The organism is Adlercreutzia equolifaciens DSM 19450, from assembly GCF_000478885.1.
Taxonomy (GTDB): Bacteria; Actinomycetota; Coriobacteriia; order Coriobacteriales; family Eggerthellaceae; genus Adlercreutzia; species Adlercreutzia equolifaciens.
Genome location: NC_022567.1, coordinates 1373635 through 1387472, shown reverse-complemented (window position 1 = coordinate 1387472; position 13838 = coordinate 1373635). Strand labels below are relative to the sequence as shown.

Annotated in this window: 12 protein-coding genes; all 12 read left to right on the top strand. The window is 66.1% G+C overall.

Annotated elements, in window-relative coordinates; all coding sequences use genetic code 11:
• Window positions 1–5 precede the first annotated feature (5 nt).
• The 12 genes from AEQU_RS05495 to dapA all read left to right on the top strand — a co-directional run bounded on the left by AEQU_RS05495 (window position 6) and on the right by dapA (window position 13791).
• Window positions 6–797: an RsmE family RNA methyltransferase gene (locus AEQU_RS05495; RefSeq protein ID WP_022739937.1), complete on the top strand. Its 792-nt coding sequence runs from the start codon at window positions 6–8 to the stop codon at window positions 795–797.
• A complete protein-coding gene (mtaB, locus tag AEQU_RS05490; RefSeq protein WP_022739936.1) occupies window positions 794–2074 on the top strand; it encodes a tRNA (N(6)-L-threonylcarbamoyladenosine(37)-C(2))-methylthiotransferase MtaB in 1281 nt (426 codons plus the stop codon). Before AEQU_RS05495 ends, mtaB begins: the two co-directional genes overlap by 4 nt.
• 400 nt (window positions 2075–2474) lie before the next feature.
• Complete coding sequence (locus AEQU_RS05485) at window positions 2475–3434, top strand: PhoH family protein (protein WP_041715130.1); 960 nt, start codon at window positions 2475–2477, stop codon at window positions 3432–3434.
• A 3-nt stretch (window positions 3435–3437) separates the two neighbouring features.
• Window positions 3438–3926, top strand: coding sequence for an rRNA maturation RNase YbeY (gene ybeY, locus AEQU_RS05480; RefSeq protein WP_022739934.1), 489 nt, complete (start codon window positions 3438–3440; stop codon window positions 3924–3926).
• A 19-nt stretch (window positions 3927–3945) separates the two neighbouring features.
• Entirely contained in the window at window positions 3946–4371 is a 426-nt protein-coding gene (locus AEQU_RS05475) for a diacylglycerol kinase family protein (RefSeq protein ID WP_022739933.1), read from the top strand.
• A gap of 66 nt (window positions 4372–4437) precedes the next feature.
• The gene (gene era / locus AEQU_RS05470; RefSeq protein ID WP_041715127.1) at window positions 4438–5358 is read left to right on the top strand and encodes a GTPase Era; all 921 of its coding nucleotides are present in this window, start codon (window positions 4438–4440) and stop codon (window positions 5356–5358) included.
• A gap of 122 nt (window positions 5359–5480) precedes the next feature.
• Complete coding sequence (locus AEQU_RS11865; protein WP_144079469.1) at window positions 5481–7760, top strand: PASTA domain-containing protein; 2280 nt, start codon at window positions 5481–5483, stop codon at window positions 7758–7760.
• Between the two features lie 15 nt (window positions 7761–7775).
• Window positions 7776–8543 carry a DNA repair protein RecO gene (recO, locus tag AEQU_RS05460; RefSeq protein ID WP_022739930.1) on the top strand — a complete coding sequence of 256 codons (768 nt, stop codon included), beginning with the start codon at window positions 7776–7778 and terminating at the stop codon, window positions 8541–8543.
• 240 nt (window positions 8544–8783) lie between these two features.
• Window positions 8784–9071, top strand: a complete 288-nt coding sequence (rpsO, locus tag AEQU_RS05455) for a 30S ribosomal protein S15 (protein WP_022739929.1) — start codon at window positions 8784–8786, stop codon at window positions 9069–9071.
• Window positions 9072–9231: 160 nt separating this feature from the next.
• Window positions 9232–11451 (top strand): polyribonucleotide nucleotidyltransferase, encoded by a 2220-nt coding sequence (locus AEQU_RS05450; RefSeq protein WP_022739928.1) that lies wholly within the window; start codon window positions 9232–9234, stop codon window positions 11449–11451.
• A 391-nt stretch (window positions 11452–11842) separates the two neighbouring features.
• Window positions 11843–12610 carry a 4-hydroxy-tetrahydrodipicolinate reductase gene (gene dapB / locus AEQU_RS05445; RefSeq protein ID WP_022739927.1) on the top strand — a complete coding sequence of 256 codons (768 nt, stop codon included), beginning with the start codon at window positions 11843–11845 and terminating at the stop codon, window positions 12608–12610.
• 278 nt (window positions 12611–12888) lie between these two features.
• Window positions 12889–13791, top strand: coding sequence for a 4-hydroxy-tetrahydrodipicolinate synthase (gene dapA / locus AEQU_RS05440; protein ID WP_022739926.1), 903 nt, complete (start codon window positions 12889–12891; stop codon window positions 13789–13791).
• Window positions 13792–13838: the final 47 nt, after the last annotated feature.

Here is a 13838-nt window from a genome sequence, read left to right as displayed (position 1 = left end):
CGATCATGTCGCTGCCGCGCTTCTTCCTGGAAAACCAAGTGCTCGCTGCCGAAACGGAGGCAGTGTTCCCGCTGCGCCTTGAGGCCGACGACGCGAAGCACGCGCGGGTGCTCCGGCTGACGACGGGGGAGCACATCGCGGTGATCGACGCCGACCAGGATTACTTCGAATGCGAGATCGTCGATTTTGCGGACGAGTTGCCCCTCGTTTCCATTGCGCGCCATGAAGACGCGAGCGAGGCCGGCCCGCAGGTGATTCTGCTGCAGGGCCTGGCCAAGGGCGACAAGATGGAGACTGTCATCCGCCATGCCACCGAGGTAGGCGTGGCGGCCTTCGTTCCCCTTACCTGCGCCCGCTCCATCGTGAAGCTGGACGCAAAGAAGGCGGCTGCGAAGACGGAGCGGTGGCGGGCCATCGCCAAAAGCGCGGCCATGCAATCGGGGCAGGCCCGGGTGCCGGAGGTCGCCGAGCCCGTCTCCGTGCGCGAGGCGGCCGCGATGCTCGACCAGGCGACGGCCGTGCTCGTGTGCTGGGAAGAGGCGCCCGGGACGGCGAGCCTGCGCGAGGCCGTGCAGGACGCGCTCCTCGCGACGTGCACGCCGGCAGCCGACGCCCGCATCGCCGTGGTCGTGGGCCCTGAGGGGGGCCTCGCCGAGGAGGAGGTGCAGCTTCTTCTCGGCTGCAACGGCCGCGCGCGCCTCGTGACGCTGGGCCCGTCCATCCTGCGTACCGAAACAGCCGGCATCGTGGCCCCGGCCCTCGTGCTCTACGAGCTGGGCGGCATGGGCAACGCATGAAGTTCTCCATCATCAATCTGGGCTGCAAAGTGAACCGCGTGGAGGCCGACGGCTTCGAGCGGCTGCTCGGCGAGCGCGGGGGTGCTCCTGTGGCAGAATCTGCGGCTGACCTCATCATCGTAAACACCTGCACGGTCACCGGCGAAGCCGAGAAGAAGACCCGCAAGGCCGTCCGTCGTGCACTCTCTGCTAACGAGGGCGCGCAGGTCATCGTCACCGGTTGCGCCGCCGCCATTGACCCCGATTGGTTCCAAGCTATCGATTCCCGCGTGCGCGTCGTCCCCAAAGCGGAGATGACCCTCTTCCTAGAAGAAGCGCTGCCTGCGCTTCAGGATGCTCCGCGTCACCTCGGCCGCGACGCCGACGACCCCTCCTCGTGTCATCCTGAGCGCAGCGTCGCAGGTGCTAAGTCGAAGGATCTCGCGGCATTTGGGGGCCGCACGCGCATCGGCGTTAAAGTGCAGGACGGCTGCGACAACGCCTGCACTTACTGCATCGTGCACGTGGCTCGCGGCCGCGCGACGAGTCGGCCGGCCGACGAAGTGGTGGCCGAGGCCGTGGCGCTCGCGGAATCCGGCGTCCGCGAGATCGTGCTCACCGGCATCAACCTGGGCTCCTACGACGATGGTGGAGCAGATCTGGCCGACCTTTGCCGCCGCCTGCTTGCGGCTACGGCCGACCTGCACGGGCCGGACGAGCCTCCCTGTCGCTTCCGCATCGGCTCCATTGAGCCCATGGACGTGACCGGCGAGTTCGTCTCGCTCCTTGCCGAGGCCGACGGCCGCATCTGCCGCCATCTGCACCTTCCTTTGCAGTCTGGATCCTCCCGGGTCCTGCGCGAGATGGCGCGCCCCTACGACGCTCACGAGTTCCGCCAGCTGGCCGACTACCTGCGCGCCAGCGTCCCCTCCATCGCGCTGACCACCGACATCATCGTGGGTTTCCCCGGCGAGACCGATGAGGACTTCCAGGACACCTGCGAGCTCGTCCGCCACGTCGGCTTCTCGAAGATCCACGTGTTTCCCTATTCCAAGCGCGAGGGAACGCCCGCGGCCGCCCGCGCCGACCAGGTGCCCCCGGAGGCGAAGTCCGCCCGGGCCGCCTGCTTGCGTGCGCTTTCCGATGAGCTCGCCGCCGCCGACCGCGCCTCCCGCGCCGGCACCATCGAGCTGGCCCTCGTGGAAACCCCCGAAGTAGCCACCACCGAAAGCTACCACGAGGTAGCTGCCCCTGCGGGCGCAGACGCGGGATCGCTTGTGCCAGTACATTTACGGTAATTGCTGGATCTTCGGAAGTTGTTGTGCGACAAGGGGAGAGGGTGAAGCATTATGTCGTTGCGCTCTTCTCTGCTAACTGACATCGCTGTTTCTGCATGAGATTTACGGCTATGAGCGTCTCGGCGGAATGCGGTGCTTCACGGTCGTGTCTCAAGCTTTGGGAAATGCCTGATCAGTGCTTTGACTTACTTCAGTACGTGCGCAACTTCGCGAAATCCGCACCCCCGAGACGCTCATAACCGTCAATCTCATGCAAACCGAAGGGGTTCGTCGACCGAAGCATAGCTGGGAAGTTCTACGGTGTTCGCCCAAAGCGTCAAGTTTGTTTGAGAGGGAACGCCAAGAGAAGTTTTGGAGCAGGCGCACAACACGGCGCGCAACATAGGGTACAATGGCTACCATGACTGATTTGATGCAGACAACGCTCACGGCGCCCGGCGGGGTGGATATGGCCCTCGTCGTCGGCGCCTCCGACGAGATCCTCCACGTGCTGGAGGAGTCCTTCGACGCTCGGCTCACCGTGCGGGGCGATCGCATCGTCATCGAGGGGAACGCCGTGGAGGTGCAGCAGCTCACCGCGCTGTTCGCCGACCTGTTCAAAACGGTGGAGGAAGGGCAGGCCCCCGATACCGACTCGGTGCGCCGTTCCGTCGAGCTGCTCCGCCAGGCGGAGTTCGCCCCCGCCGCCCTGCGCGACGATGTGCTGCTCACCTTCAGGGGCCGGGCCATCCGACCGAAGACCGCCGGCCAGAAGCACTACGTCGACGCCATCCGCGACAACACGGTCACCTTCGCCATAGGGCCGGCCGGCACGGGAAAGACCTACCTGGCCATGGCCATGGCGGTGGCGGCCCTGAAGCGCAAGGAGGTCGGCCGCATCGTGCTGTCGCGCCCGATCGTCGAGGCCGGCGAAAACCTCGGCTTTCTGCCGGGCACGCTCTTCGAGAAGGTGGATCCCTACATCCGGCCGCTCTACGACGCGCTGTACTCCATGTTCGATCAGGAGCGGACGAATGCCCTCATCGAGAACGGCACCATCGAGATCGCTCCTCTCGCCTTCATGCGCGGGCGCACGTTAAATGACGCCTTCATTATCTTGGACGAGGCCCAGAACACCACGCCCGAGCAGATGAAGATGGCGCTCACGCGCTTGGGGTTCGGCTCGAAAATCGTCGTCACCGGCGACATCTCTCAAATCGATCTGCCCCGCGGGGAGAGCGGCCTTGTGCAGGTGCGCTCCGTCCTCGAGGGCATCGACGACATCGCGTTCTGCGATCTTTCCGGCAAAGACGTCGTGCGCCACTCCCTGGTGGCGACCATCGTGGCCGCCTACGAGCGCGCGGCGGGAAAGGCAAGATAGCCCATGGAAATCCTCATCACCTACGGACATCGCGAGGAGGATCTCGCCTCCCTTCCCATTCGCGACCTGGCCCTGTTCGTGCTCGAGCGCGAGGGGAAGCCCATCAACACGGAGGTCTCCATCAGCTTTGTGGACGATACGGCCATGGCCGAGCTGAACGAGCGCTTCCGCGGCATGGAAGGACCCACCGACGTGCTCTCCTTCGAATGCGACAACATCGACGACGACATCACCGCCGCCGATGGGCCGAGCTGCCCGGTCTACGAGCTGGGCGACATCATCATCGCGCCCGACGTGGCCGCGCGTCAGAGCACCGAGTTCGGCAACTCCTTCGAGCAGGAAGTGTCGCTGCTCATCGTGCACGGGCTTCTGCACCTGTGCGGCTACGATCACATCGTGGACGAGGAGGCCGAGGTCATGGAGGCCCGCGAGCGCGAGCTGCTCACGGCCTGGACCGAGCGCGACCTGCCCGCTGTCTCCGAGAACCGCTGAGCGCTTGAGGGGCAGCCCGTTGGCCGACGACGATAAGATGAGATCGCTCGTGCGCAGAGCGGGGGAGAGCCGCCGTTGCGGGGAGGGGCGCTTCCCGCTCGCGTGCGCCTTCCGCTGCGCGGCCGCCGGCATCGCCTACGCCTTCCGCTCCCAACGCAACCTGAAGATCCAGGTGGTTCTGGGCCTTGCCGCCGTCGCAGCCGGATTCGCCTTGGGCATCAGCCGCGTCGATTGGCTCGCCATCGTGCTCTGCATCATCGTCGTGTCCGTGGCCGAGGTGGTGAACACCGCCATCGAGTCGGCGGTTGATCTCGCCTCGCCCGAATGGCACGAGTTGGCCCGCGCGGCCAAGGACGCGGCGGCCGGGGCCGTGCTTTTGGCTTCAGCGGGCTCGGTGATTGTCGGGCTCATCGTCTTCGCGCCCTATGTGCTCGACCTCCTCTAACGCACGACGCCCCACCTCTTCGAAAGGAATTTCATGGATCTCGACGCCTACTTCGCTGAAAACCCCATGGGGGGCTCGTTTCCCACCAATCCTGACTTCAAGAGCGGATTCGTGACGCTGGTCGGGCGCCCCAACGCCGGGAAGTCGACGCTTCTGAACGCCATCATGGGCAAGAAGATCGCCATCACCTCGAACACGGCCCAGACGACGCGCCACCGCTTCCGTGCCGTGCACACCACCGACGCCGTGCAGATGATCATCGTGGACACTCCCGGCTTGCACAAGCCCCAGGACGCCCTCGGCGAGGAGCTGAACACGAGCGCCATCAAGGCTTTGGAGGACGTGGACGTCGTGGCCATGCTCATCGATGCGTCCAAGCCCATTGGGCGCGGCGACGAGTGGGTGGCCGCCCAGGTGCGCGCTGCCAAGGGTTCGGCGAAGATCTGCGTGCTTTCCAAGACCGACCTGGCGAGCGATGCCGAGATCAGCGCCCAGCGCGAGGCGGCCGAGAAGCTCTGCGACTGGGACGCCATGGTGGCGCTCTCGGCCGAGACGGGCCGCAACGTGGACGTCTTCGTGGAGGAGGTGCAGTTTCTTCTACCCGAGGGCCCGGCGTGGTTCCCGGCCGACATGGAGACCGACCAGCCGCTGGAGGTCATGGTGGCGGAGTTCATCCGCGAGAAGATCCTGCGTAACTTTTTCGACGAGGTGCCCCATGCCATCGGCGTGGCTGTGGAGGAGATGGAATTCGAGAAGCCGAACCTGTACCGCATCTACGCGGTCATCTACGTGGAGCGCGACAGCCAGAAGGGCATCATCATCGGCAAGCGCGGGGCGGCCATCAAGCGCATCGGCACCGAGGCTCGCAAGGACCTGGAGCTTCTGCTCGGCGCGAAGGTGTTTTTGGATCTGTCGGTGAAGGTGCGCAAAAACTGGCGCCGCGACGCCAACCAGATCCGAAGATTCGGCTACGGGGAAGGGGCCTAGGCACCTGTCGGACCCTCGCTGACTTCCTTGGGCGAACCAGTAACTTTGTTGTTGCTGGATATGGGGGCTATATTCAGAATAATCGGGTACAATTCTCCTTATCTGTGCAATCAATGAGGAGAATGTCGATGAAATGCCCTCACTGCTCATTCGATAATCGTGACGACGCCGCGTTCTGCGAGAACTGCGGCGAAGTGTTCGTGGCCGCCTCGGCGAAAGTGTCGGTGCCTCCCGTGGTGGAGGTGCCCCCGGTCGTGCGCGTGCCCGACGTCGCCCCGGCACCTTCCAAACCGGCGCCGCGGGCCTCGGTGGCCGATCTGGTCGATCCGGTGCCCGACGGCCCCGATGTCCCCGACCTGTCCGGCTTCGAGCGGCTGGTCGACTCAAGTTACGTTCCGCCGGCGGCCACTCAGGCGGGCGACACGGCCGAGATCCCGCGCATCAACGAGGAGTACGTGCCACGCGCCCGCAGCTACGCCATGGGACCGACGGAGAAGGAGCTGCGGCGCCGCGACCGCCAACAGAAGAAGCTCGCGAAGAAGTTTTCGAAGATGCAGGAGAAGGAGGAGGCCCGCAAGGCCAAGGAGCTCCTGCGGGCCGAGAAGGAGCGCCTGCGCGCCGAAACGGCTGCGGAGAAGGAGCGTTTGCGCGCCGCCGAGGCCGAGGTCCGCGAGCAGCGGCGGATAGCCGAGGAGGAGGCCCGCGAGGCCCGGCGCGCTGCCGAGGCTGCCGAGCGGGAAGAACGCGAGCGGCTTGAGCAAGAGCGGGTGGCTGCCGCGACAGCAGCTGCGGCCGTGGCAGCCGAGACTGCCGAGATGGAAGAAGCGCCTGAATTCACGACGCCCGGCGAAGATGCCCCTGTTGCTGAGAGCGAGGCCTCCAAGGCTGGCGATGCGTCCGGTGTCGCTTTCGGTGCGATTCCTGGCGCCGTCGCCGGCTTCGCAGCTGCAGATGCAACCGCCAAGGACGACGATCTCGACGAGGTGCTGTCCAGCGGGGACGAGGTAGTGAGCCTGTTCGAGCGGTCGGGCAAGCGTCCGGCGCGCATGGGCTCCCATGCGGCGCGGCCCTCGGTGAATCGTCAGGGCCGCGGTCGCTCCCGTAAGACCCAGGAGGAGGCGGGGGCGACTCCGGAGACCCCGGTGGTGCAAGAGGCGGCGCAAGCGTCGCCCAATGAGTCGGGCGACGCTTGCGCCGCCGAGGAAACGGCTCTCATGGAGGCCGCCTCCGCCATTGTCGTCGCCGACCAGGCTGCGATCACGATCGCCGAGACCGAGGAAGCGCTCGCGCCCCGGGCCACCGGCGAGCTGGCCTTCCCCTCGACCATCGAGGAGGAAACCCCTGAGCTGGAATCTTCCATAGATTTCTCGGCGCCCGAAGAGGCCGCGCCGGTTCGCGATGGCGCCGATGGGGAGGCTCCCTTCCCAGGGCCCTCCGCACGGCCCCCGCGCGCCAAAGGCCCGATCATCGCCGCCGCATGCATTGCCCTGGCCGTGGTGATGGCGGCCGTAGCGGGTGGCACCTATATGGCCGAGCTGTGGGGCGGCAAGACCATCCCCGAGGTAGTGGGCCTCTCCCAGCCCGAGGCGGTCGACGCCTTGGCAGCCAAGGGGTTCGCCCCGCAGGCCGTCGAAGTGAAGTCCGACGATCCCCAGGGCACGGTGCTCTCGAGCGATCCCGAGCAGGGGCATCGCGCGGAAGAGGGCAGCACCGTGACACTCTCCGTGGCCGCACCGCGCATCGTGCCGGCCATCGTGGGCGCCACCAGCGAAGAGGCCGGCCAGGCTCTGGAGGCCGAAGGGTTCACGGCGGTCACCTACACCGAGGAGAAGTCGAACGAGGCCGCGGGCACCGTGCTGGCCGTGAGCCCGGAAGCGGGCACGGAGGCGAAATCCGGCGACGCTATCACCGTCACCGTGGCCGTTCCCTACACCGTACCCGATGTGGAGGGCATGTCAGAAGCCGACGCCAAGGCCGCGCTTCAAGCCGAGGGTTACGAGGTGACGAGCGAGTGGTACACCACCGAGGACATCGAGGAGGGCACTGCCGTCTCCACCGACCCGGCCGCCGGCAGCGAGCTGAACTCCGGCTCCGAGGTCACACTGTATGTCGCCCACTCCCGCGGCACCGAGCTGGTGGACCTTACCCGCGAGATCCTGCCCGGGGCCAACCTTACCAACGACGAGGGCAGCTTCAAGGTGGAGAACATCAAGAGCTGCACCTACCGCGGCGACGGCGAGGTGCTCTACACCGTGGAGGCGCGCCAGTACGAGGTGGTCACGATGCCCTTCGGCCTGGGCCAGGAGACGGTGTTCGCCAAGAAGCTCACCACCATCGAGGGCGGCATCGTGTGGAACGACGACAACGAGGTCTCCTACGCCAGCCCCTCCATCCGCTACTAGGCGCGGGGCGGCTTCGTGGCGCAACCGACCTACTCCCTGCGCGCTCTCGTGCTGCGCCGTACGAAGCTGGGGGAGAGCGACCTCATTCTCACGCTGCTTTCCGAGAACGGCAGCCAGAAGCGGGCCGTGGCCAAAGGGGCCCGGCGGCCCAAGAGCAGCTTCGCGGCGCGCACCGAGCCCTTTTGCGTCATCGACGCCCTGTGCGCGACGGGCCGAAGCCTCGACATTCTGAAGGAGGCGCGGCTCGTCGCGGCCCATGACGCCCTGCGCTGCAACCTCGAGGCCTCTGCGGCCGCCGCGCCCGTAGCGGAGCTGCTCGCCCGCATGAGCCAGCGCGACCTCGCCAACCCGCGCCTGTTCCAGTCGGCGATGCGCGTGCTGGACGCCATGGACGGCGCCGACGACAATCACCGCGCGGCGCTTTCGGCCGCCGAGCTGTTGAAGATCCTCGCCTTCTCGGGCCTGCGACCGAGCCTTGAGGTCTGCGTCGGCTGCGGCGAGCCGGTGGCGCTCGTCGAGGGCGCCCGCATCCCGTTCTCGGCTGCAGGCGGCGGAGTGCTCTGCGAGAGCTGCCGGGGCCTGGACGAATCCGTGCTCGTGGATGCCGGCACCCTCTGCTGGGCGCAGTACTTCCTCACAACCCCCTTCGACGCCATTGCAGAAGGGCCGGCCGACCTTACGGGCACCTTCGCCGTGCTGCACCTCGTGCAGGATCTCGTCCGCGCCCACATCGGCAGTTCACTGAAGTCCCTCGAGTTCCTCTTCACGTGCGGCCTGTTCTAGTGTCGCACCGCTTTTTCGCCGCTCTCACCCAGCCCCAATATGCAGAAACCGTGTCGCTCGCGGAAACCTTGGGCGAGCCGCGCCGCAAGTGCCCTATACTGGGCGGGCTGCCAAAACGGCGGCGGAATTCGCCTTTGGTTCCCACGGACCACTTCCATGGCTACCCAAGACGGATGGAAACGGTAGGCCGCGCACGCGGCGAAGACGGGGGAGACCCCGGGAAAGAAAGGTGGACCAGTTATGGCCAGCAAGCTCAGCATCTCCAAGGAGCGCACCGCCGAACTCATCAAGGAGTTCGGCAAGAACGATCAGGACTCCGGTTCCGCCGAGGTTCAGGTCGCCATCCTCTCGGAGCGCATCCGCAACCTCACCGAGCACCTGAAGACGCACAAGAAGGACAATCACACCCGTCGCGGCCTCATGATGCTCATCGGTAAGCGCCGCGGTATGCTGAAGTACATCAAGGAGCGCAACATCGAGGAGTACCGCGAGCTCATCAAGAAGCTCGGTATCCGCGACAACATCTAGCTCGAGCATGTACGGGGCCCCGCCTGGGGCCCCGTTTTCTGCTATAAGCGGTCGGAAGCGCATGAGGCGCCGACGGTCGCGGGGGCGGCGAATGTAAGTAGCCGCGCCCGAAGAAGTCCTCCGCAATGAGGCGGGGGAGTTGAAGAGAAAGAAAAGCGTTATGACGAAAATTGTCGAAGAATTCGAGTTGTACGGCAAGCAGTACCGCCTCGAGACCGGCGAGCTGGCCAAGCAGGCCACCGGCGCTGTGCTCGTGACCTGCGGTGCCACGAGCGTGCTCGTGACCGCCGTCGTCTCCAGCCAGGAGAAGGACTACGACTTCTTCCCGCTCACGGTCGACTACATCGAGAAGATGTACGCCGTGGGCCGCATCCCCGGCGGCTACCTGAAGCGCGAGGCGAAGCCGTCCGACCACGGCACGCTCGTGGCCCGCATGGTGGACCGCCCCATCCGCCCGGGCTTCCCGGACGGCTACAAGAACGAGGTGCACATCGTGGCCACCCCGTTCGTCATCGACGGCGAGAACCTGCCCGACACCATCTGCGTGGCCGGCGCCTCCGCGGCCCTGCTCGTGGGCGGCGCGCCCTTCGACGGCCCTGCTGCCTGCGTTCGCATCGGCCGCGACATCGAGACCGGCGAGTTCATCGTGAACCCCACGGTCTCCGAGCAGGAGAACTCCGATCTGGAGCTCACCATCGCCGGCACCGCCGACTACATCTCCATGGTCGAGGCCGGCGCTGCCGAGATCTCCGAGGAGGACATGCTGGCCGCCATGACCTTCGGCCAGGAGGCCATCGCCGCCTTCTGCGAGAAGCAGGCCGCCTTCCTCGCCAAGGTGAACCCCACCCCCATGGACTACACCATCCACGCCGCCGACCCGTCCGTGGCCGAGCGCGTCGACGCGCATCTCGACGAGATGTCCGCGGCCCTCAAGGACGCCGACAAGGCCGCCCGCATGCAGAAGGTGGAAGAGCTCAAGTCCTCCATCATCGAGAACGACTTCACCGAGGAGGAGCGCACTGCCTGGGGCTCCGACATCAAGGCGGCCCTCAAGGCCCTCGAGAAGCGGGCCATGCGCGCCATGATCCTTGAGACCGGCGAGCGCGTCGACGGCCGCACCCCCGAGGAGATCCGCCCGCTGTACATCGTGCCGGGGTATCTGCCCCGCGTCCACGGCTCGGGCCTGTTCCAGCGCGGCCAGACCCAGGTCATGTCCGTGTGCACCCTGGGAATGCTCAACGAGTGGCAGCGCCTCGACACCATCTGGCCCGAAGAGGGCAAGCGCTACATGCACCAGTACAACTTCCCGCCCTACTGCACCGGCGAGACCGGCCGCATGGGGGCGCCGAAGCGCCGCGAGGTGGGCCATGGCGCCCTGGCCGAGCGCGCACTGGTGCCCGTGCTGCCCGACACCGACACCTTCCCCTACGCCATCCGCGTGGTCTCCGAGGTGCTCGAGTCCAACGGCTCCTCCTCCATGGCCTCCACGTGCGGAAGCTGCCTGGCCCTGATGGACGCCGGCGTGCCGATCTCCGCGCCCGTCTCCGGTGTGGCCATGGGCCTCATCAAGGAGGGCGACGACGTGGTCATCCTCTCCGACATCCAGGGCATCGAGGACTTCCTCGGCGACATGGACTTCAAGGTCTGCGGCACGCCCAACGGTATCACCGCCCTGCAGATGGACAACAAGGCGAAGGGCCTGTCCGTCGAGATTTTGGCCCGCGCCCTGAAGCAGGCCCACGAGGGCCGCGCCTTCATCCTGGCCGCCATGCTTGAGACCATCGACGGCCCGCGCGCCGAGATGAAGGAGACCGCGCCGCGCATCGAGACCATCAAGATCCCCGTGGACAAGATCCGCGACGTCATCGGTTCCGGCGGCAAGGTGGTTCGCGGCATCCAGGAGGAGACCGGCGCCTCCATCGACATCCAGGAGGACGGCACCATCCACGTGGGCGCCGTCTCCGGCACCGCCATGCAGGCGGCCAAGGACATGATCCTCGGCATTGTGAAGGAGCCCGAGGTGGGCGAGGTCTTCGAGGGCGAGGTCGTCGGCATCAAGGACTTCGGCGCCTTCGTGAAGCTCACGCCCGGCAAGGACGGCCTGCTGCACATCTCGCGCGTGGCCAACGGCCGCGTCGGCAAGGTGGAGGACGTGCTGAGCCTGGGCGACATCGTGAAGGTGGAAGTGCTCGAGATCGACCCGAAGACGGGCAAGATCTCGCTGGACCGCCTGGACAAGCCGGACGCGCCGGCTTCCGCGTCCCCGGCTCCGCGCGACAAGGGCGAGCGTCACGAGCGCCGCGAGCGTCGGGAGGACAACCGTCCCGGCCGCGCCGGCCGCACGCCGCGTCGTCGCCACGAGAGCGGCAGCAGCAACTAGCACTTTATGGAAAGGGTCGCAATCGCGGCCCTTTCTTGTTGCGAGCGGAATCCGCTACGCCGGCACCGTCCTGTAGGGGCAGACCTTGGTCTGCCCTAACGCCCCAGCGAAAGAGAAACCGGGGATGCCTAGATGGTTCGGATTGCTTAGGCAGAAGTTCACGCCGCGACTCTCCCGGAGAGGAGCCAGGGGGCACCTTGATTCGCTCAGACAGTCCTCGCCGGTATCGAAGGCGCGCTAGCTGCATTGCTCCCTGCATCATCGCGCCTTCGATACCGTCTGCGGAACTCGCTCGGTCAAGGCGCCCCCTATCTCCTCTTCGCTCTCACATTGTTGCTTTACAATAGCGTACGCTTCACTCGTTGAATAAAAAGACTTTGGGAGGTTTCCTATGATTAAGGTTGCGGTGGCGGGATATGCGGGGCGCATGGGCTCGGCGGTGGTTGATGCGGTAACGGCTGCGGATGACATGACGGTGGTCTGCGGCATCGATCCCCATGCCAAGGAGGCGCCCTTCCCGGTGTTCGGCACGCTGGCAGAGGCGCTGGATGCGACGGACGTCGATGTGCTCGTCGACTTCACGCAGCCGAACGTGGTGGCGGGCAATCTCTCGGTGGCGCTGCCGCGGGGGGTCGACTGCGTGGTGGGAACGACGGGGCTTTCCAACGAGACGCTGGAGGGGCTGGCCGCCTCGGCGGCGCCGGGGACGTGTTTGTTCTACGCGCCGAACTTCACCACCGGCGCGGTTCTCATGATGGAGTTCGCGAAGGCCGCCGCGCCCTATTTCCCCGAGGCCGAGGTCATCGAGTACCACCACTGCAAAAAGAAGGACGCGCCCTCCGGCACCGCCGTGCGCACCGCCGAGATCATCGCGGAGGCTCGCGCGCCCCGCGTGAGCGAGGCCCCCGGTCGCGAGACCGAGATCGCCGGCGCCGAGGGTGCTCGCGGTGCGCTCGTAGAAGGCGTGCCCGTCCACTCGGTGCGCTCCATGGGCTTTGTGGCCAGCCAGGAGGTCATCTTCGGCTCGCTGGGCCAGACCCTCACCATCCGCCACGACTCATGGGACCGCACCTCCTACATGCCCGGCGTCCTCCTCGGCATCCGCAGCGTAGGGGAGCGCGACGGCCTCATCGTCGGCCTCGAGAGTTTTATGAATTAGCCGCTCAGCCCCCATTCGTTCGCAGACACCATCCGTAGGGGGCGGCCTTGGTCGCCCCTGTTTGTCTCGCATGATCGTTCCGCTCGCCAGGGCAGACCAAGGTCTGCCCCTACGGAACAGACGCAAGGGCAGTGCCTGCTTAGGGCAGCACCTTATCCGCGCAGGTTGTGCGTTTGACGGACTTACGGGCGCTCGCGTTTCCCCGTCGAGCCAACCATGGCATAATAGAGCTGTGCTAGGGCAGCCACGCCCCCGAGTTTGTTTAAGGAGATACTTCCATGGAGTTCAAGCGCGATCCTCGCTTCGGCCGCATGATTCCGGCCATGGTCACCCCGTTCAACGCCGACCTCGAACTCGATCTCGACCGGGCTCAGGAGCTGGCCGACCGACTCGTGCGCGGCGGTGCCGACGCCCTTATCGTCAACGGGACCACCGGCGAGAGCCCCACGGTGTTCTACCCCCAGAAGCTCGAGCTGTTCCGCGCCGTGGTGCGTGCCGTGAACGGCCGCATCCCGGTCATCGCGAACGTCGGAGACAACTGCACGGCCGACACGGTGTACTTCGCCCAGGATGCCGCCAAGCAGGGCGTCGACGGCTTCATGTGCGTCGTGCCCTACTACAACAAGCCCCCGCAGGAGGGTCTGTACCGCCACTTCAAGACCATCGCGGATTCCACGGACATGCCCATCATCCTGTACAACATCCCCGGGCGCTGCTCTATCAACATGGAGGGCGACACCACCCTGCGCTTGGCCCACAACTGCGACAACGTCGTGGCCATCAAGGAGGCCTCGGGCAACTTCGAGCAGATCAAGTACATCATCGACAACGCTCCGGCCGGTTTCGACGTGTACTCCGGCGACGACTCGTCCACCCTCGACATCATGGAGCTGGGCGGCGTGGGCGTCATCTCCACCATCGGCAACGTCGCGCCCGATCGCATGAAGGCCATCGTCGATCTGGCCGCCAAGGGCGAGTGGGATGCGGCTCGTGAGGCCAACGAGGCCCTGATGCCGCTCATGAAGGGCCTGTTCGAGACCTCGAACCCCATCCTCGTGAAAGAGGCCTTGAGCCTTGTCGGCTTCCCCGTCGGCGGCGTGCGCCTGCCGCTCGTGGACGCCACGCCGGAGCAGTCGGCGCGCCTGGCCTCCATCATGCGCGAGGTCGGTGTTCTTGACTAGAATCGTCCACTATTGAAGATGCGACGCCGGCCCGATGCCCTCGGGTC

Bases quoted from the DNA above. Each gene is read 5' to 3' on its own strand.
- AEQU_RS05495 (WP_022739937.1), top strand. From the start codon at position 6: ATGTCGCTGCCGCGCTTCTTCCTGGAAAACCAAGTGCTCGCTGCCGAA.
- era (WP_041715127.1), top strand. From the start codon at position 4,438: ATGGGGGGCTCGTTTCCCACCAATCCTGACTTCAAGAGCGGATTCGTG.
- mtaB (WP_022739936.1), top strand. From the start codon at position 794: ATGAAGTTCTCCATCATCAATCTGGGCTGCAAAGTGAACCGCGTGGAG.
- dapB (WP_022739927.1), top strand. From the start codon at position 11,843: ATGATTAAGGTTGCGGTGGCGGGATATGCGGGGCGCATGGGCTCGGCG.
- rpsO (WP_022739929.1), top strand. From the start codon at position 8,784: ATGGCCAGCAAGCTCAGCATCTCCAAGGAGCGCACCGCCGAACTCATC.
- AEQU_RS05450 (WP_022739928.1), top strand. From the start codon at position 9,232: ATGACGAAAATTGTCGAAGAATTCGAGTTGTACGGCAAGCAGTACCGC.
- AEQU_RS05485 (WP_041715130.1), top strand. From the start codon at position 2,475: ATGACTGATTTGATGCAGACAACGCTCACGGCGCCCGGCGGGGTGGAT.
- ybeY (WP_022739934.1), top strand. From the start codon at position 3,438: ATGGAAATCCTCATCACCTACGGACATCGCGAGGAGGATCTCGCCTCC.
- dapA (WP_022739926.1), top strand. From the start codon at position 12,889: ATGGAGTTCAAGCGCGATCCTCGCTTCGGCCGCATGATTCCGGCCATG.
- AEQU_RS11865 (WP_144079469.1), top strand. From the start codon at position 5,481: ATGTCGATGAAATGCCCTCACTGCTCATTCGATAATCGTGACGACGCC.